We start from the raw sequence: 22,891 nt of genomic DNA on the forward strand, positions 1-22,891 counted from the left end.
TATGTCGGAACAGAAACCATCGCTGGAGGCTATTCTTGACGAGTACTCTCCCGATAACAACGAACCTAAGACTAAAGTGGGCAGAGTAGATGCCCAGAAGATCATAAATTCAACTGTAGACTCACCCGACATCGTTCAGAAAGCAAAATCAAGGCCTCCCGTTTCCCACGAGAAATCCGCGCTCTTTGATAATGCGCTGCGCAGCGATCAGCCTGCTGACGCTGTAAAACCTGCTGACCTTTCACGGCATAAGATAGCCGTTGTAAGCTCAGACGCTATGAGCGAGATACGCACAAATCCTCAGCGAAAGGTCATTCCCTCGGGTATAGTCACTCCTGTACAGATGAATCCCGATGAAGCTCCGAAAATAAGGCGTATGAGTGAATCAACACGCGCCAAGGAGGCTGACGGTAAAAAGTATAAAAAGAAACACAGGGGCAAAAAGGAAAACGATTATACATATGCTAAGGAAACTCCCGACGGAGAGTATATGTATACGCCTCCTGAGTTCAAAAAGAAAAAACGAAGCAGGATACAGATAATACAGGCTGCGGAAAGTCCTGAAGGACGAAAGCAGATAACCGATATCGTTCCGTCACCTGCTGCTGTTGAAGCTGCAAAGCCTGTCGAGCCTGCACCGAGAGCTGAGCTCACCAGCATAAATCTCAGTGAAAAAGCTCAGATAGACGCAGGACAGCTCGATGTCCACATAACTCAGGAAGCTGACGAGTATATGTCAGTCCATTCAAAGCGAAAAAGGACAAAGCGAATCGTTGACTTCAATTACTACGGCGATGTTGAGGACGTAGGACGAGATATCTATGAGCTGAAAAGCACTATTTCCGTAAGAGTTGTAATTCTTGCTATGACGGCTTTTCTCAGCTTGTTCATCACTATATCAAATCAGTTCCAGCTGCCGCTGCTGGACTTCCTGAGTATGTCTCATATAAGGACATATCTCACCACACACCTGCTGTTGGGCGTTATATCCATACTTTCTTCAATGGCTGTCATAACAAAGGGTGTGAAAAAACTTTTCAGTCTGAAAGCGGACAGTGACTCTATGACCGCTGTTACTGCACTTTCCTGTCTGGCAGCTCTTATACCCGCTTTTCTCAGACCTGATCTCGTAACAACTGAAAATATACATATCTATATGCCTGTGGGTATTCTTGCCCTGTTCATCAATGCGGTGGGCAAGCTCCTTATAATAAGGCGTGCGGCAAGAAACTTCAAATTCGTTTCCAAGAATTTCGACCGTCACGGCGTTACCTATGTCACTGACGAGGAACGCGCAGAACGTATCACACGCGGAACCCTCGGAGACTTCCCTATCCTCGTTTCCATGAGAAAAACGGATTTCCTTACGGATTTTCTGAGATATACCTATTCATCGGATATGACAGATGAATTCTGCCGCAAGGCTACTCCCATATGCTTTATAGCTTCAATTATAGTATCGTTCTTCCTTACCTTCTTCTGTAAGGGTACGTTTTTCAACCTTGACTCGGCAGCATTCGGATTTTCCATATTCAGTATGCTCATATGCGCTACTTCCTGTATCGCTATGCCTTTCGTAGTCAATATCCCGTTGGAAAACGTGTCAAACAGCGCTATCAGAAACAAGGGCATAATGCTTGGCTATCAGAGCGTAGACGACTTCTACGATACCAATTCTGTCTTAGTTGACGCAAGCTCACTTTTCCCTGAAGGTACCGTAAGACTTGACGGTATAAAGGTATTCTCGAATACAAAGCTTGATGAAGCACTTCTTGAAGCTGCAAGCCTTACCGCTACAGCAGGAAGCATAATGTCTCAGCTGTTCACGGACGTTATCGCAGGTCGAAATGGAGTGCTCTACCCAATCGAAAACTACTCCTATGAGGAGGGTATGGGTATGTGCGGCTGGATAAACAACAAAAGAGTCCTTTTCGGTAACCGCGAGCTTATGACAAGCCATAACATCGAAGGCGTTCCTACCAAAACTCAGGAAGCTGAAATGGTTGACGGCAATAAGGACGCTATGTACCTTTCGATATCGGGCAATCTTGCTGCTATGTTCGTAGTTGATATAGTTGCAGACCGATATGTGAAGAAGTGGTCAAGGAAGCTGTGCAAGAATAAGATATGCTTATTCGTAAAGAGCATTGACCCCTGCATCACAGTAAAGAAATTAAACAGACTTTTCGGCATACCCGAGGATATGGCAAGGATACTCCCCAAGAAACTCCACGAGGACTTCTATGAGGAGACCAAAAAGGCTGTACGCCTTAGCTCATCAATGGCTACCACAGGTAAATTCTCATCTCTTGCCGAGCTTCTTATCGGTACAAAGGTAGTTCATTCATCTGCTATCATAGGACTTATCCTACAGACAGCATCTATTCTTCTCGGCTTCGGACTGTGTATGCTTCTGATACTTTCAAAGGCATTCCGCTCCAATTATGTTTATATGTCTGCTACCGCGCTGACTGTGTATAATCTGGTCTGGGCAGCAGTAACATATATAGCCGTTAGCATCAAAAAAACATAAACATACAAAGAACCTGTGTCTCCGATGCAGGTTCTTAAAGCATAGAAAGGACACAACCATGCCAAACAGATATAATGGCAAAGACCATGACGAAATAAGAAATACCGACGATGAGGATACAATGCTCCTCCCTGACGATCTGAACGATTACAGGGAATATCAGCAGCGCCGTCAGGAGCTTCCTCCGCTTAGGAAAAAGGTAAACACTCCTCCTCGTCCACAGCAGAAAAACGGCGAAAGAGTGTATACATCAAATGCTCCACAGTTCCCGCAGTCAGGACCGCCGCCTCAGTTTCCTCACAGTTCTGCTCCCCCACCGCCGCCTATGCATCAGCAGCAGGGACAGTACTACGACTATAATCAGCAGCCACCACAGAACTACAGCGGCTATAATAACAGCGGATATACACAGACTCCGCCGCCTGCTGCTCCAACAGCTCCCCCACCGCCGCAGAGACCTGCTGCTCAGAAAAAACCAGCCCCGACTCCTGAGCCTGAATATAAGCCAAAAAAGAAAAAGCGCAAGCACAAATCCCTTGTCAGAAAAATAATCGGCAGGATAATAAAGTCGCTTTTGGCTATATTCCTTGTTTTGTTCGGTATTTACTCATGTACTTCTTTAAGCCTTATAAGCAAAATGAACCATGTTGAAACAGGAAACCGCACACATTATGCTGATAACGTAGGCAGAGGTCATGTCCGCAGCGTTCTTGTCATCGGTACTGACGGCAGAACCAACGATGACCGCGGACGTTCAGACTCTATGATACTTGTATCACTCAACAGCAAGACAAACGAGCTCATTATGACATCTTTCATGCGTGACTGCTATGTTGAGATACCGGATAACGGCTGGAACAAGCTCAATGCGGCATATGCCTTCGGCGGTCCTGAGCTTCTCATGGATACTATCGAGTATAATTTTGATGTCCGCATAGACGACTATGTTACTATCGACTTTGCTTCCTTTGTATCGGTTGTTGAATCTGTAGGTGGCATTGATATCGAAGTAAGCGATGAAGAAGCCGAAGAAATAAACGTTATCCTTATATCTGAGGTTAATGAGCTGATGGGCGATGACAGAATGTCAGACCTTCTCGAACACGGCGGAAAGCTACACCTTAACGGCAAACAGGCACTGTCCTACTCACGTATACGTAAGGTGGGCAACAGCGACTTTGAGCGTACATCGCGTCAGCGTCGAGTAATGTCTCTTATCATAGCAAAGATGAAATCCTTCAGACCTACAATGTTTAAGAACCTTGCTTCCGATGTTATCCCCGATGTTTCCACAAATATGTCAACTTTTAACGCTTATCTGCTCTCGCTGAGACTTCCTTTCGCAGCAAGATACAAGATGAAGCAGATACAGATACCTGCTGAGAATACATTCTACGGTGAAGATGTTGACGTAGGAAATGTTCTTCGTGTTGATTTCGATCAGAATATGGACGTTATCCAGAACGAAGTATTTGCTAAATAACTTAAAAACCTCCCGATAACCTCGATACCCATATAGAAATTTTACACTAATTATTGAGAGAACCCCTTTTGAAAAAGGTGCTTCTCTCAAACTCTCTCCCTAAAACTTTCAGTTTTATTTTTTCTCAGATAGGGCACACCCCGCATTACTTGCGGGGATTTTTTATTTTCGGTGTGCCCTATCCAAAACAAAAAGGGAAAGCCTTTCTTCAGAAAGGTTTCCCCCGATAAATAGTATAAGCTTCTATATTAGTACCACGGTTAACTCGGGAGGTTTCGTTTTTAAAACAATAATGCAGCAAAAACGGGCGAACACTGTTCGCCCGTAAATATTTCTTATTCAGCAAGAAGCTTTTCAGCAGCCGCTATCTTTACACAGATAACAAACAGATCCATAGCCTTTGCAAGATCCTCTATAGGAGGATATGTAGGAGCAAGTCTGATGTTCTTGTCGTCAGGATCAACGCCGTATGGGAAGGTTGCGCCTGCACCTGTAAGTGTTACGCCTGCATCCTTACAGAGCTGAACTATTCTCTTTGCACAGCCGTCAGGTGCATTGAATGAGATAAAGTAACCGCCCTCAGGTGTAGTCCATGAACCAATTCCGAGAGGAGCGATCTCGCTCTGGAGCCTCTCGCATACCAGTCTGAACTTAGGAGCAATGATAGCCATGTGCTTCTTCATATGCTCGACCATATTTTCGTATGTACCAAAATACCTGACATGACGCATCTGGTTCATTTTATCGTAGCCTATGATGCTGATGCCGAGATACTTCTTGAGCTCCTCAATATTCTCCTTGCTTGCACCCATTACAGCAACGCCTGCGCCCGGGAATGTTACCTTTGAGGTTGAACCGAACATATAGACAATGTTCTCATTGCCTGCCTTCTTAGCTTCATCAAGTATGTTAAGAATATACTTAGGCTTATCTGTGAGATGATGTATACAATAAGCGTTATCCCAGAAAATACGGAAATCCTTTGCAGCAGGCTTCAGAGAAGCAAAACGCTTTACTGTCTCATCGCTGTATGAGATACCGTCAGGATTTGAATACTGCGGTACACACCATATGCCCTTTACTGCCTCGTCCTTTACGAGTTCCTCGACCATGTCCATATCGGGACCTGTAGGAGTCATAGGAACATTTATCATCTCAACGCCAAAGAACTCAGTTACCTTGAAGTGTCTGTCATAGCCCGGAACAGGACAAAGGAACTTTATCTTTCCGCACTGTGACCACGGCTTGCTGCCCAGTATGCCCTTGTTGAAGGCGCACTGCACTGCAAAGAACATAGCATTAAGACTTGAATTACCGTAAATGATGACTTCCTCAGGATCAACGCCAAGCATTTTTGAAAAGAACTTCTTTGCCTCCGGGATACCGTCAAGTATTCCGTAATTGCGGACATCGTTTCCACATTCGCTCATAAAGTTTCCGTCATCAAAAGTCTTGAGCATATCCACGCTGAGCTCAAGCTGCTCCTTACACGGATTACCTCTTGCCATATTGAGACAAAGCCCCTGACCCTTAAAGTCGTTATAGAGCTTCTCGTTCTCATTCTTGAACGAAGCGATCTCATCTTTTGTCATCTGGGATAAATTCATTATAGGGATCTCACCTTTCAAATATTTATAGGTGCATAACAGCACAAAATCTCCAAATAAAAGTATATCACAGCGTTCGGACATTTTCAAGTGACAATATAACAAATTATAATGCAGGAATTTCCGTTTTTTTGTTATTTTCGCAATTACGCCGATATATAGCGATATTCTCATTTGGAATAGCTGTGATGGTTATAAGTACAAATGTAAATGTTTGATGAAAATTAAGATAAAGCCATTGACTTTTATAGCGATTTTGTATATAATATAAGTATATAGAAAAAGTACATAGGGGATGGGAATTAATTGCTTCTATAGGAGGTATCTTTATGAAAAAATTAATCTCATCGACGATCTCTGTTCTGACATCTGTGGTTATGCTTACCGGCGGCTGCTTTAGCACGGCATTCGCAGAAAGCGATATGACATCAGGAAATGCAGACTTTATTGAGAATGAAACGTATCTCGGGGATATTGATATCTTTGGCAGATATCAGCTTTCTGACAATCCAAAGGTCAGATCTAATTACAGCAGCAATTCTTACAATTACGGCGATATGCTTGATGAAAACAATCTTGCAGTATACAATACCGTAAAAACTCTCACTAAACCTACCGATCAGGCGTTCACAGTAAAGCTGCCAAAGCCTGTCACTGTAAGCCTTTCGTCCTCACCGTATTCAAGAAACGGCTTCAAGGACGAAGATGCTGAAGCTCTTCAGACTGCATTTATCGAAAACTGCAAACCCGGACTGGACTGCGCGTTCTTCGATATGCCTGAGCTATACTGGGTAGACCCTTCAAACTGGGCTATTGCTATCGGAAAGGATACGGGCTTCACATCAAACTGGCCGCGTTCAGGTTATATTGCTACAATATACAATATAACCATATATCCTGCTTATCTTAGCTGCTTCAGTTCCGTAGAGGAAGCTATCGAGTACGGTGATATGCTTGAGGAGGCTATTGAAAAAGTCGATGTATCAGGCGAAACAAGATATGAAAAACTGAAAAAGATCCATGATCAAATTGCCCTCTTCACCTATTATGACACCGAAGCAAAATTCAGCAGTTCAGCTCTTGGAGCTCTTGTTGAACCAGGTGTTGTATGTGAGGGTTATTCCGAAGCCTTCAAGCTTATTTGCGACAGGCTCGATATCCCTTGCGTATGTGTTTTCGGCAATCTGAATGATGAAGAAAATTCCGCTCATATGTGGAATTACGTTCAGATGGAGGACGGCAATTGGTATGCTATGGACGTTACATGGGACGATCTTGACGGAAAAAACGGCCGTGAGATCAAGTATGATTACTTCCTGAAAGGTTCAAAGCGCTTCTTCACAAATCATACTCCCGAAAGCATTTACACCATTACTCCAATGGAATATCCCGAAATATCGGTAAATGATTACGTCTTCACGGCTCCGCCTGTGACCACGACATCAACAGAAACTACTACAACTACAACTACAACTACAACCACAACCACAACAACTACTACCAGCACCACCACTACAACTACACCTACTACTTCAACCACATCTGAAACAACTACTACATCAGAGCCGACAACTACCACAACAACGACAACAACTACGTCAAAACCTACTACAACGTCAACTACTACTACTTACACCACATCAACAACTACTTCCACAGAAACTACTACATCAACCACCTCGCAGACAACCACCACTACAACTACATTTTTCGTGTTCCCTGAAAGACCTGTAGGCGATATCAACCGTGACGGAGAAGTTAATATTGCAGACCTTGTTTACCTGCAAAACTCTCTCCTTGGCAAAGTAAGACTTCGTTCAGGCTGCGACTGTAATAAAGACGGCGTTGCTGATGTTTTTGACCTTGTCTTTTTAAGAAAACTGCTCATTAATCATTAATTGTTCTTCCATTTCAAAACGTCAGAGGCTCCGAGCTTTTATCGGAGCCTCTGTACGTTAATGACGCTTTACAAATATGATGTTTTGTGTTATGATTACATAGGCTGCAAACCTAAAAAGCTTGCAGCCGAACCATCTCCCCGAAAAATGCAGACCCAAACCATATTCTAAAAGAAAGGGCTTCATATTTATGAAGTATGATAAAATATGAAAGAACCAACTCCAAAGACAAATAAGCTTATACTTATTTTCACTGCCCTATTCATGCGTTGGGCGATGATGTTTATTATCATCTTTTCGCTGACATCTCTTATCGACATTATCAGCGGACAAAAAGCAAATACAATAGGCTTTCGCGTGTTATTTGCAGCAGTCGGCTCGGTGATAGCCAACCTCGTTGCAAGGCTTTTCATACTTCCGCGGCTCAATAAGCAGTACAGTGTTTTCCGCAGGATACTGCAAAAAATTGCGGAACATGGATACTCCGACGAGGTTATAGCCAAAATGGAGGAGCAGCTCACCTTTTGCAGGGCTGAACCAAGAAAGTATACTGCGTATACAAATCAGTACGCTATGTTCCTCGCAGAGGCTTACCTTTCACTGAAACAGTTTGACAAGTCTGAGGAAAAGCTTGAGATAGCTGATATCGACTTCATGCAGATACAGGCTAAAAATCCCGAATCGCTGCCTGCTCAGCATAATATCGTAATGCTGTGTGTACTGTGGGTGCAGCTGTATGCAGGTCGGAACGACAAAAAAATGGTTGAGGATCAGCTCAGGAACGGCGAACGATATTTCTCAAAATACCGCGGTATGAACGAGATCACCGACTATTTTATAGATACAGCATATTTTGAGTCGCTTATGATACACGATCAGTACAACAACGCCTTGAAGCTTCTGGACAAGTATGCAAATGACGAACAGCTTTCCTTCGGCGTATTCCTTGATAAAGCAAGGTGTCTTAAAAGAATGGGCAAGGCAGAAGAAGCAGACGCTTTTTTCAATAAAGCCTATGACGCGGCATCTAACGACTGGCGCAGAAAAACAGTCGACATCGAACGAAGTATATAAGAAAAAGCTCCTGTGTGTATGATACATACAGGAGCTTTTCTTTATATTTTGATAGGAGTTGTTATTGAGTTACAGGAGCAAGTGATGCTATCTTCTTGAGAAGAAATTCCTGAATACGTACAGCATCGTTTGAAGTGATACCCTTGCTCGAAGTATCAACGTCACCGTTTGCCTGTCCCTGTTCGGTTATTGCATTTTCATCTGTTCCGCCGAGACCGTACTTGTTCGGATTTGCAAGACTCTGCATAATGAGGACTATATCAGACATATCCACATCACCGTCACAGTTCACATCGCCCCATATCGTTACCTTGATATCAGGCACAGATGTGGTCGTAACTGTTGAAGTCGTTGTTTCAACAGCAGATGTTGTTGTAACTGTAGTAGTCGATGTTGTAGTTGCTGAAGAAGAAGTTGTTGTCGATGTAGTAGTTGTTGAAGTTGTAGTCGTAGTAGTCTCATGAGTCTTAGGCACAAATCCCGATATCTCATTGAATAGCTTCTTCAATTCCTGATCTACGAGCTTGCAGGCAGATCTGTCATAGTGACCCTTGATTACAGTACCGTCATCTGTTGTGGAATCCGGAGTTGACCAGAGTACAGGACAAAGTCCGTGTTCGTATGCTGATTTGCAGACAGAGCTGAGGAAAAGTCTTACCGAATCAGGATTTTTTCCCTTTGTAGGACAGCCGTATTCACCGACAATTACAGGTATACCCTTATCTACGTATCCCTTTTTCATCATTTCCATATTGTCGTTGAGTTCCTTGTAGTCCGCGTCTGTTCCCCATGTAGAACGAGCCTTTGCCCATGTTTCGTCCTTATCTTCAAGGATAGCAAAACCGGCGGGAGTATAGTAATGTACGGAAACTGCCATATGGTTAGCAGGATCGTCAGGCATCTTGAAAAGCGGATCACAGGTACGGTCAAAGCCTGTATTATATCCTGATATCAGCAAATGACGCTTAGGATTATTTCCGCCGGAACTGCGGACAGTATCAACAAATTTCTGATTTATCTCGTTCACAAGTCCATATGACTCAGCCTTTCCGTCTGTGCTTCCCCACGGATTCCAGATCTTCTCCCAGCCGAGCTCCTCGTTCTGTGACTCAAACATTAGCTTGTCACCGTACTCCTTGAAGCTGTCTGCGATCTGCTCCCACATTACCTTATAACGCTTCATACACTCGTCCTTGTTATCGGGGAATGTATTTACCCAACCGTTGTCCCAGTGGATATTTATTATACAGTACATATCAGCGTCGATTACCCAGTCAACGATCTCATGTACTCTTGCGTCAAGGTCGTCATTGATATTATAATTTTCGCCCATAAGGTTAGACCAAGCAACAGGAACGCGGACTACTCCGAAGCCTTCGTCAGCCATGCCCTGTATCATTGCCTTTGTTACAACAGGACTTCCCCATGCAGTCTCATAATCCTGCACGGTGAGGACACCGTCGCCCCACTGCTTGTCAACATCAGCGATCCAGTCGCCGCAGGCTTCCATAGTATTACCAAGATTGATGCCTATTCCCATTTCCTTGACTATTTCCATAGTCGTCATATCGCGCATACCTTTGTCGGCAGCATACACTGTCCCGTTTGACTGCGGAAAACTTCCGAACGTAGAAGCCAGTACCACAGCTGCAAGTACTAAACTGCACTTTTTTGTTCCCATGTTTAATTCCTCCTAAAAATTAATTCCCCGATTGGATCTGTTACCCAAAAGTATTATAACACCTTTTTTTCCGTTTCGCAACATTATTTTGATATTTTTTAGTATTTTACGTAATAATATTGTTATTATTTACACCTAATCTTCATTTTGTCCACCCAAATTAATAAAAAAGCGATACAGCCGAAACTGTACCGCTTTAAATAACATATGAATTACCATAATGAACGATCATGCTGATTTGATACTTATATCCCTGCACACTTTCAACTCGCCTGCAGCGATCCGCTCTCTTAGCTCCTCCAAGGGCACAGGCTTGCTGAACAGATAGCCCTGAGCACGTTCGCAGCCGATATTTCCAAGAAAATCGAACTGCTCCTTTGTCTCCACACCCTCGGTAAGGGAAACCATTTTGAGCTGCTTTGTAAGATCAACGATGTTTTCAAGAATAGGTCGTGTCTTTTCATTATTCTTAAAGCCCGAAAGGAACTTCATATCTATCTTCAAAACATCAAAGTGATAATCCTTCAGAACGTTAAGTGACGAATAGCCGCTTCCGAAATCATCGAGCCATACCTTATATCCGAATTCTCTCAGCTTCTTTATAGCGTCAGGCAGGAAGTCCTGCTGTACCGTCAGGGCGCTTTCCGTTATCTCCACGTCCATAAATTCCTTTGGCACATCGTATTTTTCCACCATTTCGCAAAGATAGCCAACTATATCGCAAAGCTCGAAATCCAGTCTTGAGAAGTTGAGGGAAACAGGCGCAAATGGCTTTTTATTGTCCACAGAGTCACGATAATCCCTGCATACAGCCTCAATGATGTACTTATCCAGCTTATATATCTGGCGATACTCTTCAAGTATCTCTATAAATGACCCGGGAGAAAGAAGTCCGTATTTCGGGTCCTGCCACCTTGCAAGAGCTTCAAGACCGCATATACAGCCTGTTTTTGTCGAAACAATGGGCTGATAATAAACTTTGATATATCCGTTCTGAATAGCTGTATCAATATTGTTTACGATATACTGCTTGAGGTGGAATTTATCCTCCAGCGACTTATCGTAAAGTCTGAGAGTCCTGTCATAATGCTTCTTGATACTGTTGCAGGCAAAACGTGCGCGATCGCAGGCAAGGCTTACATCAGCCTCATCGCCAACAGGCTTGTAGGCTCCGCATTTCAATTCAAGGTGTACTTCCTTCTGTAGTCTCTTTACCTCGCCGGAAAGCTCACCGATAACATTCTGCACTCCGTCCAACCGTGTGAGCACGACGAAATGGTCATCGGAAAATCTTGAAACAAGTGAGCCATTAAAAGCCGCATCTATCATATGAGCGATCCTCTTCAACAGGTCATTTCCTGCATGGAAGCCGTATTTTTCGTTATATGACTTGAAATTTTCTATATCAAAGAAAAGGAAGATAATACTTTCTCTGTCAGTGGTCACATAGTTGAGGAGCTTCTCAGCCTCCGAACGGAAATAAACCATATTATGTATCCCCGTAAGCTCGTCCTCAACAGATATCTTTGAAAGGTATGTATTGACCTCCTCCAGATTCTGGTCTTTAAGAGCCTGAGCCCTTGTATTGTTATAGTTGGCAATACAAACCATCATGGTAGATAGCCACATTATGAAGAAATTGACCTTCGTAGCATCTGTAGTACCTATAAGACCTGTATTCACCGCTGTCATCTGATCTATCCTGTGGAAGAAATACAGATACGAAGAAGCTGAGATCAGGAAAGCAATATAAGGTTTCCACGTAAGCAGACAAAGTGAAAACAGCTCCATAGTCAGGAACGTAAGGATCTGCTCGCCCTTTGAGTAGTCATTCAGGGAAACCTTTATGCCGAAATAAATACATACTAATGTAAATATCCATTTCACCAAAAGCCCGACTGCTCTGCTGCTCTTCTTTTCCCCCTTAATGTACCTCACAGCGCATACGAGCATAAGAGCGCCCGATGCAAGAAGAACAATATAATTCAGATAATATTTTTCAAAATAATACGCGAACCTGCTCTGAAGATTATGCTCAAATATGGTTCTTGTCATTCGTATTATCATCCAGATCTCAAGTACGACCACCACTATGGACATATATATGCTGGCTCGCATATTAGTCCTGTAAAAATAGTCACGGACATACTTGCATTCTTTTTCAAAGCCAAGACCCTGAAGCAGTACTTTCATGAATTAACCCCCCTTAGTAATTCATAAAAATAAATTTTAAATTCAAGCTCATTATAACATAATGTCTGTAAGTTGTCAATAGAAGTCACATAAATTTAGTGTTTTTATACATATAATCAGCTTAAAAGCGATAATTAAGCCTGTTTTTGAGTTAAAAATCACTTCCTCAAAGTATATTATAATACAAAATAAACTTACCGTGATATTTCATGTGATATTGCTTTATCTTTTATTTTATAGTATAATAAAGCAGTGATATACTGAAAAAAGGCAGATTTCTTTGAAGGGAGGGATATACTTGAAAAAGACCTTATTAAAAAATACAGCAGCAGCTATACGAGCTTATCTTGATAAGGAAATAATTTGTGATAATACCGAAAAACTCTCCTTTGAAGTGTTTTTCTGCGCCGTTTCCGCACGTTATATGTACGAAAACGGCTTTGAGACTACTCCCTCTGAGCTTTGCGACCTTATGCCCGACATATTTGAGCCGCAGAACAGCGGATTTACATTACAGCTTTCCGGTCGTATCTTCAATATGCTTTCAGCGATACCCCATGAGAAATGGCTGAATAACGCGCAGATAGTCGGTCAGCTGTACCAGTACTTCAACAGTGAACGAAAAGACAGGATATTCAGCGAGCTAAAAAAGAACAAAAAAATAAACTCCGACGACCTGCCTGCGGCTACTCAGATATTCACTCCCGACTGGATAGTCCGCTATATGACCGAAAATACACTTGGCAGGATATTGGCAGAAGGCTGCGGATATGATGCTTCCGAACTTGAATATCTCGTTCCCGAAAGCATAAAGCGCAGAATTGATATTTCTCCCGAGGATATAACCTTCCTTGACCCCTGCATGGGCAGCGGAAATATCCTTTTATACGCCTTCGAGCTTTTTATGAAGCAGTACCTTTCAATGGGATATGCCAAAGCACAGGCTTGCAGGCTTATACTCACGAAAAACATTTACGGCATAGATATCGACAGCCGTGCTCGCAGGATAGCACATTTCGCCCTGTTTATGAAGGCTTCGGAGTATTGCCCTGACGTTCTGAACTTCGGCATAGAGCCTCAGCTCTGCGATATGGAAGATATGACAGCAGATATCGCCGACCAGTTCTACGGAAGCAGTCTTTTCGGCAGCCTTATCCGTCCGACTGTACCGCCGAATAAAGCTGATAAAAGGGCTGCAAAGCTGTATGACCTTCTTACAGGGAAATACACCGTCGTTGTAACAAATCCTCCCTACATGAGCACAAGAAACATGAACAGCAGCCTTCTATCGTTCATAAAACAAAACTATACAGAATACTCCTCAGACCTGTTTTCTTCATTCATTGTCCGCTGCACCGAGCTTGCGGATAAAAACGGCTGTATAGGCTTGCTGACGCCTTATGTATGGCTTTTTATCAAAAGCTACGAGGAGCTGAGAAAGCTGCTGTTCACACACAAGCACATAAATGACCTCATACAGTTCGAGTACTCCGCATTTTACGATGCGACTGTCCCCCTTTGTGCGTTCACCTTGAACAACTCACCATCAGATGAAAAGAGTACATTCTTCCGACTCACGGATTTCAGAGGAGGACTTGAAGTACAGCGCGAAATGTTCAGAAATGCCCTTACAGACCGAAAATGCGGATATATCTACACTGCCGACTCAAAAAGCTTTCAGAATATCCCCTCATGCCCTGCCGCCTACTGGTTAAGCCCGAAAATATCGGAGCTATACGGCAAATACCCACCGTTAGGAAGCATAGCCGCGCCGCGAAAGGGCAATTCCACATCGGATAACGACCGCTTTCTGCGCCTATGGTACGAGGTGGATAAAAACAAAATTAACCTCAACTGCCGCAGGATAGACAGAGCCGAAACTCTGACAAAGCGCTGGTTCCCATATAATAAGGGCGGCGGCTACCGAAAATGGTACGGCTTCAACGACTACCTCATAGACTGGTATGACGATGCAGCAGAAATGAGAAATATACCCACCGCAGTCATTGCCAACTACAAATACTTCACAATGCCGGGGCTTACATGGTCCACTCTCACAAGCGGCAAATTCAGTATCAGACAGTTCGGAGAAGGCTATATTTTCGACAACGGCGGCTGCTGTATCTTCGAGCTTGGCGACAAAAAGAACTACATCTGTGCCCTGCTCAATTCAAAGGTTTTCGCCTATATCTTCGGTCAGCTCAATCCAACGCTGAATTTTCAGTCGGGAGAAGTGGCAAAATTCCCGTTTATTTATAAAAGCTCCGTAACCGTGGATAAGCTTGCACAGGAATGTACGGAAATTTCCAAAGCCGAGTATGACAGCTTTGAGACCAGCCGCGATTTCAAGCGTCACCCGCTTATATAAAAAACAACTTATCAGAATTAGTAACATCATACAATTCCGATAAGTTGTTTTTGTTTATATCGCAGAATATAAAATTTTCTTTTTCAATAATCAATGGTTTTCCGTTGAAAAAAGCCGTTTTTGTGCCCCCTTATGAAAGGACGTGATAAAAGAATTAAGACCTAAGAGCTAAGATCTAAGAACTAAAGGCTAAGGGCTAAATCAGCCAATTGTGACCGTAGCCGTTACAGTCCTGTTTGCCTGTGATATCTCCGCATCATCGCTGAGATTTATGACAGGCGAACCGTTTCCGTCAAAGCAAACACGCTTTATGCGTGTATGTCTGCATGGGTCATACAGAGGGTCTTTATTGTATGTACCGCAGCCCTGTGATGCATGACTTGCAGGACGGGCGTGATAAACTATAAGAAGATTTCCCTTTTCATCGGTAACAAAGCTGTTATGTCCGGGACCTGACTGGTCTTTCAGGTCCGAGGTCTGGAGTACAGGGCTGCTCAGCTTCTTCCAGCTGTTTACATTCATTAAGTCTGAATTGATATCAGCCTCAAGCCTGCCTACACAGTATTCCGAGCCCGTTCCCGATGCGGAGAAGAAAACATATATCTTCTTGTCCGTTTTCAATACCGCAGCACCCTCGTTTACCTTATTATTGACCTTTTCCCAGTTGTATTCAGGTTTTGTGAGCATTATGGGCTTGTTTATCAGTTTCCAGGGCTGTGACGGGTCAATTTCAGCCATAAACAACGAGGAGTCGCCCTTTATCTCCGCCCAGATGACATAATGCTTGCCGTTATTCTCAAAATAGGTCATATCAAGGGAAAAGTTTGCAAAGGACTCGCTGTCTCCTGCACTTGCCTGCATCTGTCCGCACTCAGTCCAGTTTCCCGTAAATGGCTCACCGTCGCATTTCAGCACATATGGACGTATAGCCCATATATTACCGCTTGCGCCTGCTGCAAAGAAAATGTACCATGTATCACCTATCTTATGCATTTCAGGAGCCCATATATGCTTTGCAAGTATACCGCTTGAATGAGCCTTCCATATGGTCTTTTCCTCCGCGGTAGCAAGTCCGCCAACGGTATTGCTTCGTCTGAGGATTATGCGGTCATAGCCCTTGTCAACACTGCCGTAAGCAGGATAAGAAGCTGTAAAATAGTAGTAACCGTTCTCTCCGTCAACCACGTACGGATCGGCTCTCTCCTTGATAAAAGGGTTTGCATAAAGCTCCGAGCTTGACTTTATACTTCCGCTTACAGTGTAAGTACCTGCCTTTGAAGTATCCACCTTTGCAATATCCGAGCTGCTCCAATCTACGCTCAGTTCGCCCTTTCCGCCGCCTGTATACTCAGCAGTAACAGTCTTTGGCATATTCAGCGGCTGTCCGATGCCACTACTGACAGAGACCCGCTTTACTCCCGTATTTATAGGAGCAAGTCCTGCGGAAGGATAAGCATTTATAAGTGCAGTGTACTGGTCTGCATTTATGGGGATAACATAGCCGTGGCGAGGAGTGAAGTTAAAGCTGTAGTTGTTTCGGCTGACTGTTGTAAAGTTTTCAAGGTCTCTTGTCTCCTGCATAACGTAATAACCGTCGCCATATGCATCAGACATCATCAGCCATTTATCCTGACCGATGAGCTTATATATGTTAGGACCCTCAACGCCGATATTGCCCTCGGATACCTGCTTTATCTCATTGTATGGACCGCTTGCGTGATCGGCAGTTGCAAGGTAAATTCGCTTGTTTGTCTCGTTCTTATAGTACATATAGTACTTATCATTAACATGGATTATATCCGAGTCTATAGCGTCATTGCCGTTTTTAGGTGCAAATAGGAGCTGAGGCTCTGTATCAAGCTTCTTCATGTCTTTGCTGTAGGCATAATACATTATTGTCCTGTTGTCGCGCCCCGGTACTCTTGCCGCAAAGTATATCATGTAGGACTGCTTTTCGGGATCATATATAGCCTGCGGAGCCCAAGCACGGTCTGCTCCCTGCATAAGGGGATATTTATTTGCTATCTCTATACTTGTCTCATCAAACCAGTGAACAAGGTCGGTAGACTTTGCACTGAGGAGATTACGGTTGCTGTTCCAGCCGAGAGATGATTTCATATCCGTAGCAAGCATATAGTACAGTCCGTCCTCACCCTTGAATATATACGGGTCACGGAGGCACTCCGTACCTACGCTGGATTTCCACACAGCTCCGCCGCCATTAAGTGCCTTGAAGTTGTAGCCATCCGTACTTACAGCATAGGAAAGCCGCTCCTGCTCGGGAGCATTTCCCAGGAAGTAGGCAAAGAGATAGGCTACATCAGGCTTTTCGTTGGATATGGTGCTGTAGGTCTCAATAGAAACGTCTTTTCCCGCAATATAGCTTGTCAGCAATACAAGGTCGGCAGTATTCACAGTTCCGTTCCCGTCCATATCCACAACCGCTGACATTGTATCGTCAAAGCCGCCTATTACACCTCTCTGCATGACAATACGGTCGAAGATGTCAACATTGCCGTCAAAGTTAAGATCACCGCGTAGAAATTTGAAATCGCCGCCCACAGGTCGGATATAGAACTTCTGTCCCTCTCCTGCCCAGTAGTCCCATTGATCTACATTTGCACCGTTTTCATGGCTGATATCGTACACATCAAGAGCTGCATTGCCCGAGCACTCCGCTGTGATATAGTATGCATCATCGGTGCGGTGGAGTATGAAGTGCTGAGCTGCTGTATCCTTATACTCGGAAAGATAGATATTGTTGCCGTTTGTAGAGTCGCCGTTCTCAACTGTCAGTGCAAGACTTCTGTCCTTACCCGAGAGTATGCAGCATTTTCCGTCCCCTGCACTCTCGATATGCCATACCTGCGAGTCATCGCCCAATTTCTCCCACTGGTGGACATTTCCGTCATTTGCCGCTGTTATGTACTTGCCGCTTAGCCTCACCATGATAGTGTAATCAGCTCCGCTTATGACCTCGCCGTATTCGTCTGCAAAGTCAGCCGTTACAAGCGCATTTGCGCTTACAGGACAAGCCGACAAAGCAAATACAGCCGCTCCTGCTGCGGCAAACAGCTTTTTCAGTCTGTTCATGCTCATGACCTCTTTTCAACTTAGATTTTCATTTATATCACCATATAAACGGTATTATCCTGTACTTTACTTTTTTCTTATACTCGGAATACCCTGCAAGTCCCTTTTCCAGAACTTCCTCTTCGTTACTTATACGAAGCGCAATAGCAAGCGGATAAGCGAGGAAAATGAAAAGCGCTATAAGTGACCCCAAAATCAGCGGTATGGCAAGAAACATAAGTATAGTCTCTGAGTACATTGGGTGGCGCACTATGCCGTAAAGTCCCGTATCTATGACCTTCTGTTTTTCCTGCACCTCTATTGTCCTCGAAAGATATGTATTCTCACGCAGTACCTCTGCATACATGACATATGACAGCAAAAATACCACAGAAGCCGCAATTACGCACCAATCAGGCAAAGTCCACCAGTCAAAGCGGTAATTAAGTCCTGCGACCACAAAACCTGCAAGGAACATTATGCCGCTAAGTGCAACTACGCCCTTCTGCTTGGACTCTTTTTCCTTTCCGTTGAGTCTTTTTTCGAGCAGTGCAGGATTTTTTATAAGCAATACAATCCCCATTATCAGCATTGGTATAAACAGAAGACCGATAAACAGCCAGCCGTTTAAAAATCTCAACGTACCCGCAGACAAAAATATCAGCAGCATTAATATGATGAATCCCGAGATCAGCTTTATAAATCCGTTTATGATAAGTTCCTTTTTCATTCCCGTTCCCCTCTATTTCCCCCATAATAGTGTTACTTCTTCTTTTTCGGCAGCGGAAGTTCACCGACCATTGACTCAAACAATTCCCTGAGGAAAGATTTATTCTCGATATCCTCCACCAGAAGCATCTCCTTTGCTCCTTCGTATGGGATTTCAAGAGAAACATCAGGCATAAGCGCTCTTGCAGTCTTTGTATTCTTTATAAGAAATCTGTCATCGTATATGCCGCCGATAACTCTGCCCTGATAGTAAATGATAAACTCTCCCATCATTGCGCGGTACGTTATGTCGGAAAGCTCCGAGAGCTGTTCCAGTACAAATTCAAGATAATCCTTTGATGAAGCCATTCCTGTATGTCTCCGTTTATTAATTTAAATCGATTGTATAATTAGCCTTTTTTCAAAATTTGTTTATTAACATAGTTAATGCAATACCAATAAAAGCACCTATTGAAAATGTTCCGAGAAATAGAAAAGCAAATCCAGGCATATAACTTGGATGCAGATTCAATACAACTTCACTCAGAACATATATCCCGATGCTGATAAATAACAACTTTCTCCTTGTTTTGGCTTTCATTTTTATCAAACCGATCCAAAAAGCTACTACTAAGCCAATTAATAAAAAATATACTGTGTATGATTAAAAAAGTTCCTGAAAAATTGGAAAATAATCCATATTTGATCATCTCTGAGTATTTATTAGTTTGTTTATATGCTATAAGTCCATTTTATACTATTTTCAGCGAAAAATCAATAGGATTTTGTGTTTTTTTATATCTTTTGACACAAAAAAGCTCCGACAAAAAGTCGGAGCTTTTAATGATATGCTTTACTTTACAAGACCGATGCCCCAGATAGTGAAGCTTCCGCTTCCGCTTATTGAAACATCGAGTTCTCCTGTTGTATCCTGATAGTAACCAAGCTCTGCATCAGGACCGCCCCATGTATACTGCTTGTTGCCGTTGACCTTTGTGGTCTTGCCGTTTACAGTTACATTGATGCTGCCCATACCTGAGCTGTTAGCCTTGAATACGATGATGAGTCCCTTGCCCTCTGTCTTGAACTTCATCGGATTGCTGCCGTTGAGTGTATAAGAGTAAGGAAGTGAATTATAGCCTGTTCCTGCTGTCCATGAACCTGCATTGAAGTTATCGAGGTCCTTTGGATTTACATTCACACAGTTTGCATACTCTGCGCCGTAAACATAGCTTGTTGGCTGTGTATAGCCTGTTGACTGATTCTTTGACTTTAATGCCTGACGTACATAGTATGCCATGCAATCAGCTACGAGCTGACCGCCCTTCTGATGCGGGTGATAATCGTCTGTGTAGTAGTCGCTTGTCTGGAGGAACTTGCTGTTGAATGCCTTTGTAAGAGCATCGTCCATGCTTATTACAGGGATATCGAAGTTCTTACCGATCGGGTACATCTGTGCCTGACTTGAGAAGCCTCCTCTTGCGCGTGTTATAAGTACGCATACAGCAGGCTCGTTCGGCATATCAAGGAACTTCTTGATACAGCTCTCAAAGCACTTCTTGTACATGATATCCTCATGGTCATTTACAGAGAATTCGAGGAATATGATATCAGGCTTCTGTGAAACGATATCCTTCTCGCTGCGGACAAGTCCTACAACAGATGAAGTACCTGACAAACCTGCATTTACTTCCTTGAAGCTGCCCTTAGCGAAGGTATTCTTGAGGTAATTTGAGAATGGAGTCGTGTAATTCTTGCCCTCTGTGATAGAACCGCCGAGGTAAGCTACTGTAAGAGACTCGCCGTTCTCGGCTGCTGTAAGCTTCTGAGCAAGTCTGTATGTGTTGCCCATGTGCTTGATAGAACTCTCATAGAAGTCGATATACTGAGCAGTAGCTGTCTCCTGATAGTTGTCCCACTTTGAGGTGTCTACCTGTGGTGCGGGAGGAGTCTCAGGCTCAGGCCAAGCTGTGATCTTGCCAAGAATAAATGCCTGAAGTACAACAAGGTCATTTACCTCGAACTTGCCGCTCTTGTCAACATCGGCTGCCTTAACATAATTGCCTGCAAGGATAGCCTTTCTTGCAGCTATCATATCAAGTGAGTCGATAATCTCATCGGAGTTGACATCGCCGAGAATAAAGGGCTTCGGCGGCTCTGCACCTGCTATATCAGTTCCCTCGGGAGCACCTATAGCCTCGTCGATGAAAAAGCTTATATAGTCTGTATCGGTATCATCAGTCTCAACATAAAGCTGGAGATCTGTTGCACCTGCCGGTATTGTATAGCTCTTGTTTGCAAGCTGTACCCATTCGCCCTTTGGTACAGTTACAGATGCGATATGATCGTACAATGTAGTAGTACCGTCCGAATACTGGAGAGAAAGCTGGAATGTCTGCTCGGCAGGTCCGCTGTTATACTTAACATTTGCAGCAAAGCTGTAAGCATTTCCCGGTACAAATGTCCTTGCGCTGAGTGACTTTACTGCGCCGTTCCATGAAGCTGTTCTTCCCGAAACTGCAAGACTGCCGTTTCCGCTGAGCTTCTCGGAGGTTGTGGACTCTACAGATGCAGCTCCTCTTCCCGACCAGCTGTTTGTACCGCTGTCATATGTATCATGGAAGAAGTAACCGTTTTCATCTACGTTCTTTGAAGGATCAACTCCCTCGCCCTCTGTTGTGAGAACGAAAGTAGTAACGCTCTGTGCAGGAAGTGAAGCTGAGAAGCTTGTTCCGTTGGCTGTGAGTTCCTTCTTTGAGATATTTGCAGTTGATGATGTTGTATAGCTGTCAACATACTGGACAGTCTCACCACTGCCCATTGTAAATTCCTGATTTACAGCAGCATTGTTCTTATTGATAGCAACTACTGCTACATTACCGTCTGTATTCTTATATGCGGATACAAGAACATTGGTGTTAGGCTGCTCGGTAACGCCGATACGCTTTGCACCGGGACGTACCCATTTTGAGTACTGAGCCATTGCGTAACCGCGCTTACTGATAGTGCCGTTTTCCTTCAAAGGACCGTAGTTTCTTCTGATGTACCACCATACATAGGCATTGAGGTTGCCTACAACGAGACCGTTGTGGATATTCTCAGCTACCTGAAGTCCCTCAGGCCAGCGGTCATTTGAATCTGCTTCACTGTTTGGTACATATACCTCTGTCATCCAGATATCCTTGCCACAGTTTTCAAGAGCAGGGAAATCCATCTGGCTGCGCTGTGTTCCGTAAAAATGAGTACCGAAAAGGTCGGTATTTGCCATTGCCTGCTGATTGCCGAGGATAGCATTGTAGATATCCTTCTTGTACTGGAAGCTCTCAGGTGACATGAGCTTAACGTTTGTGCCTTCCTTTACAGCCTTTCCGTACTGAGCTGTAAAAGATGCAAGGTCGCTTGCGCTCCAGTATGTCCACTCGGAAGCATAGTCAGGCTCATTCTGGATAGAGATAGAATAAAGATCTATGCCCTGTCCCTCCATGTATTTACAATAACTGTTAAGGTGCTGTGCATACTCTGCCCACTTGTCCTTCTTCAGCTGATACTTACCGCCCTGAAGTCCACCGTTGACTGTGTTGCGGATATCAGCAGGAGGATTCCATGGTGTAGCGAATACGGTCGCGCCCAGTGCCTGAGCACGCTTTGCTGTAGGTACTGCTCTGCTCCATGCGTTGTTATCGTCACTTACGTAAATACGCAGGATAGTAAATCCAAGCTCGTCAGCACCGTTGCCGAAAGCCTTCTGCACCTGCGAATCCGTCATATCTCCCTGTGATATCCACTCGGGAAGATTGATACCGCCGAAGCCCTTTATAGTCTGGTAGACATCGGTGGTGTCGATGACCGCCGCACCAGCCGCAGAGGCTTCAATAGCAGAGTTTTCGGGGAGGATCGTCACGCCTGCGAACAGTAATGCCGAAGCTGTTACAACAGACAGGACCTTCCCCATAATGGTTGAATGTTTCATGCTATCACTCCTTTTATAAAAAACAATTTTTACCTATTTAATTATACTTTACCCTATGTTTTTAAACAACCTATTTTTCACATATTAAGGTGGATTTTTTGATGGCTGAGCGTAATTTTCAGCGTTTTGTACATCATATCAATAAATTAATTGTGCAGGTATCACATTCAAAAACGAATTGATATAGTAATGTAAAAAATTCACGGCTTTTGCCGAAATTGCAAAATGCCGTGAATCAATACCATTATCAGAAAATGCTTCTTCTATACCTACTATACGTTCCGAATTTCAATAATTACAAACA

General features: G+C 43.7%; 12 protein-coding genes. 5 read left to right on the plus strand and 7 right to left on the minus strand.

What is annotated here, in order from left to right; genetic code table 11:
• Position 1: 1 nt before the first annotated feature.
• Complete coding sequence (locus tag BUB28_RS04745) at positions 2 to 2,533, plus strand: hypothetical protein (RefSeq protein WP_072949354.1); 2,532 nt, start codon at positions 2 to 4, stop codon at positions 2,531 to 2,533.
• Positions 2,534 to 2,591: 58 nt separating this feature from the next.
• Entirely contained in the window at positions 2,592 to 4,016 is a 1,425-nt protein-coding gene (locus BUB28_RS04750) for an LCP family protein (protein ID WP_072949357.1), read from the plus strand.
• Positions 4,017 to 4,351: 335 nt separating this feature from the next.
• Here the strand turns inward: BUB28_RS04750 and BUB28_RS04755 are convergent, their stop codons facing one another.
• Positions 4,352 to 5,623, minus strand: coding sequence for an aspartate aminotransferase type Ic (locus tag BUB28_RS04755; RefSeq protein WP_072949359.1), 1,272 nt, complete (start codon positions 5,621 to 5,623; stop codon positions 4,352 to 4,354).
• A gap of 329 nt (positions 5,624 to 5,952) precedes the next feature.
• Between BUB28_RS04755 and BUB28_RS16940 the strand changes: the two genes are divergently transcribed.
• Together BUB28_RS16940 and BUB28_RS04770 are read left to right on the plus strand one after the other, a co-directional pair.
• Positions 5,953 to 7,521, plus strand: a complete 1,569-nt coding sequence (locus BUB28_RS16940; RefSeq protein ID WP_081373376.1) for a dockerin type I repeat-containing protein — start codon at positions 5,953 to 5,955, stop codon at positions 7,519 to 7,521.
• A gap of 207 nt (positions 7,522 to 7,728) precedes the next feature.
• Positions 7,729 to 8,595, plus strand: coding sequence for an aromatic acid exporter family protein (locus tag BUB28_RS04770; protein ID WP_139277507.1), 867 nt, complete (start codon positions 7,729 to 7,731; stop codon positions 8,593 to 8,595).
• Positions 8,596 to 8,656: 61 nt separating this feature from the next.
• Here the strand turns inward: BUB28_RS04770 and BUB28_RS04775 are convergent, their stop codons facing one another.
• Together BUB28_RS04775 and BUB28_RS04780 are read right to left on the minus strand one after the other, a co-directional pair.
• Positions 8,657 to 10,276: a cellulase family glycosylhydrolase gene (locus BUB28_RS04775; protein WP_072949363.1), complete on the minus strand. Its 1,620-nt coding sequence runs from the start codon at positions 10,274 to 10,276 to the stop codon at positions 8,657 to 8,659.
• A 228-nt stretch (positions 10,277 to 10,504) separates the two neighbouring features.
• Positions 10,505 to 12,469: a GGDEF domain-containing phosphodiesterase gene (locus BUB28_RS04780; protein WP_072949365.1), complete on the minus strand. Its 1,965-nt coding sequence runs from the start codon at positions 12,467 to 12,469 to the stop codon at positions 10,505 to 10,507.
• A gap of 298 nt (positions 12,470 to 12,767) precedes the next feature.
• Between BUB28_RS04780 and BUB28_RS04785 the strand changes: the two genes are divergently transcribed.
• Positions 12,768 to 14,837 carry an Eco57I restriction-modification methylase domain-containing protein gene (locus tag BUB28_RS04785; protein ID WP_072949367.1) on the plus strand — a complete coding sequence of 690 codons (2,070 nt, stop codon included), beginning with the start codon at positions 12,768 to 12,770 and terminating at the stop codon, positions 14,835 to 14,837.
• A gap of 201 nt (positions 14,838 to 15,038) precedes the next feature.
• Here the strand turns inward: BUB28_RS04785 and BUB28_RS04790 are convergent, their stop codons facing one another.
• From BUB28_RS04790 to BUB28_RS04805, 4 genes are all read right to left on the minus strand, one after another.
• Complete coding sequence (locus BUB28_RS04790; RefSeq protein ID WP_072949369.1) at positions 15,039 to 17,930, minus strand: family 43 glycosylhydrolase; 2,892 nt, start codon at positions 17,928 to 17,930, stop codon at positions 15,039 to 15,041.
• Between the two features lie 37 nt (positions 17,931 to 17,967).
• On the minus strand, positions 17,968 to 18,639 hold the full coding sequence (locus tag BUB28_RS04795; RefSeq protein ID WP_072949371.1) for a methyltransferase family protein: 672 nt from the start codon (positions 18,637 to 18,639) through the stop codon (positions 17,968 to 17,970).
• A 32-nt stretch (positions 18,640 to 18,671) separates the two neighbouring features.
• Complete coding sequence (locus tag BUB28_RS04800) at positions 18,672 to 18,986, minus strand: TfoX/Sxy family protein (RefSeq protein WP_072949373.1); 315 nt, start codon at positions 18,984 to 18,986, stop codon at positions 18,672 to 18,674.
• Positions 18,987 to 19,470: 484 nt separating this feature from the next.
• Positions 19,471 to 22,587 (minus strand): carbohydrate binding domain-containing protein, encoded by a 3,117-nt coding sequence (locus BUB28_RS04805; protein WP_072949375.1) that lies wholly within the window; start codon positions 22,585 to 22,587, stop codon positions 19,471 to 19,473.
• Positions 22,588 to 22,891 lie beyond the last annotated feature (304 nt).

The sequence above is a fragment of the Ruminococcus flavefaciens genome (genome assembly GCF_900143025.1).
In the GTDB taxonomy this organism is placed as follows: Bacteria; Bacillota; Clostridia; order Oscillospirales; family Ruminococcaceae; genus Ruminococcus; species Ruminococcus flavefaciens_I.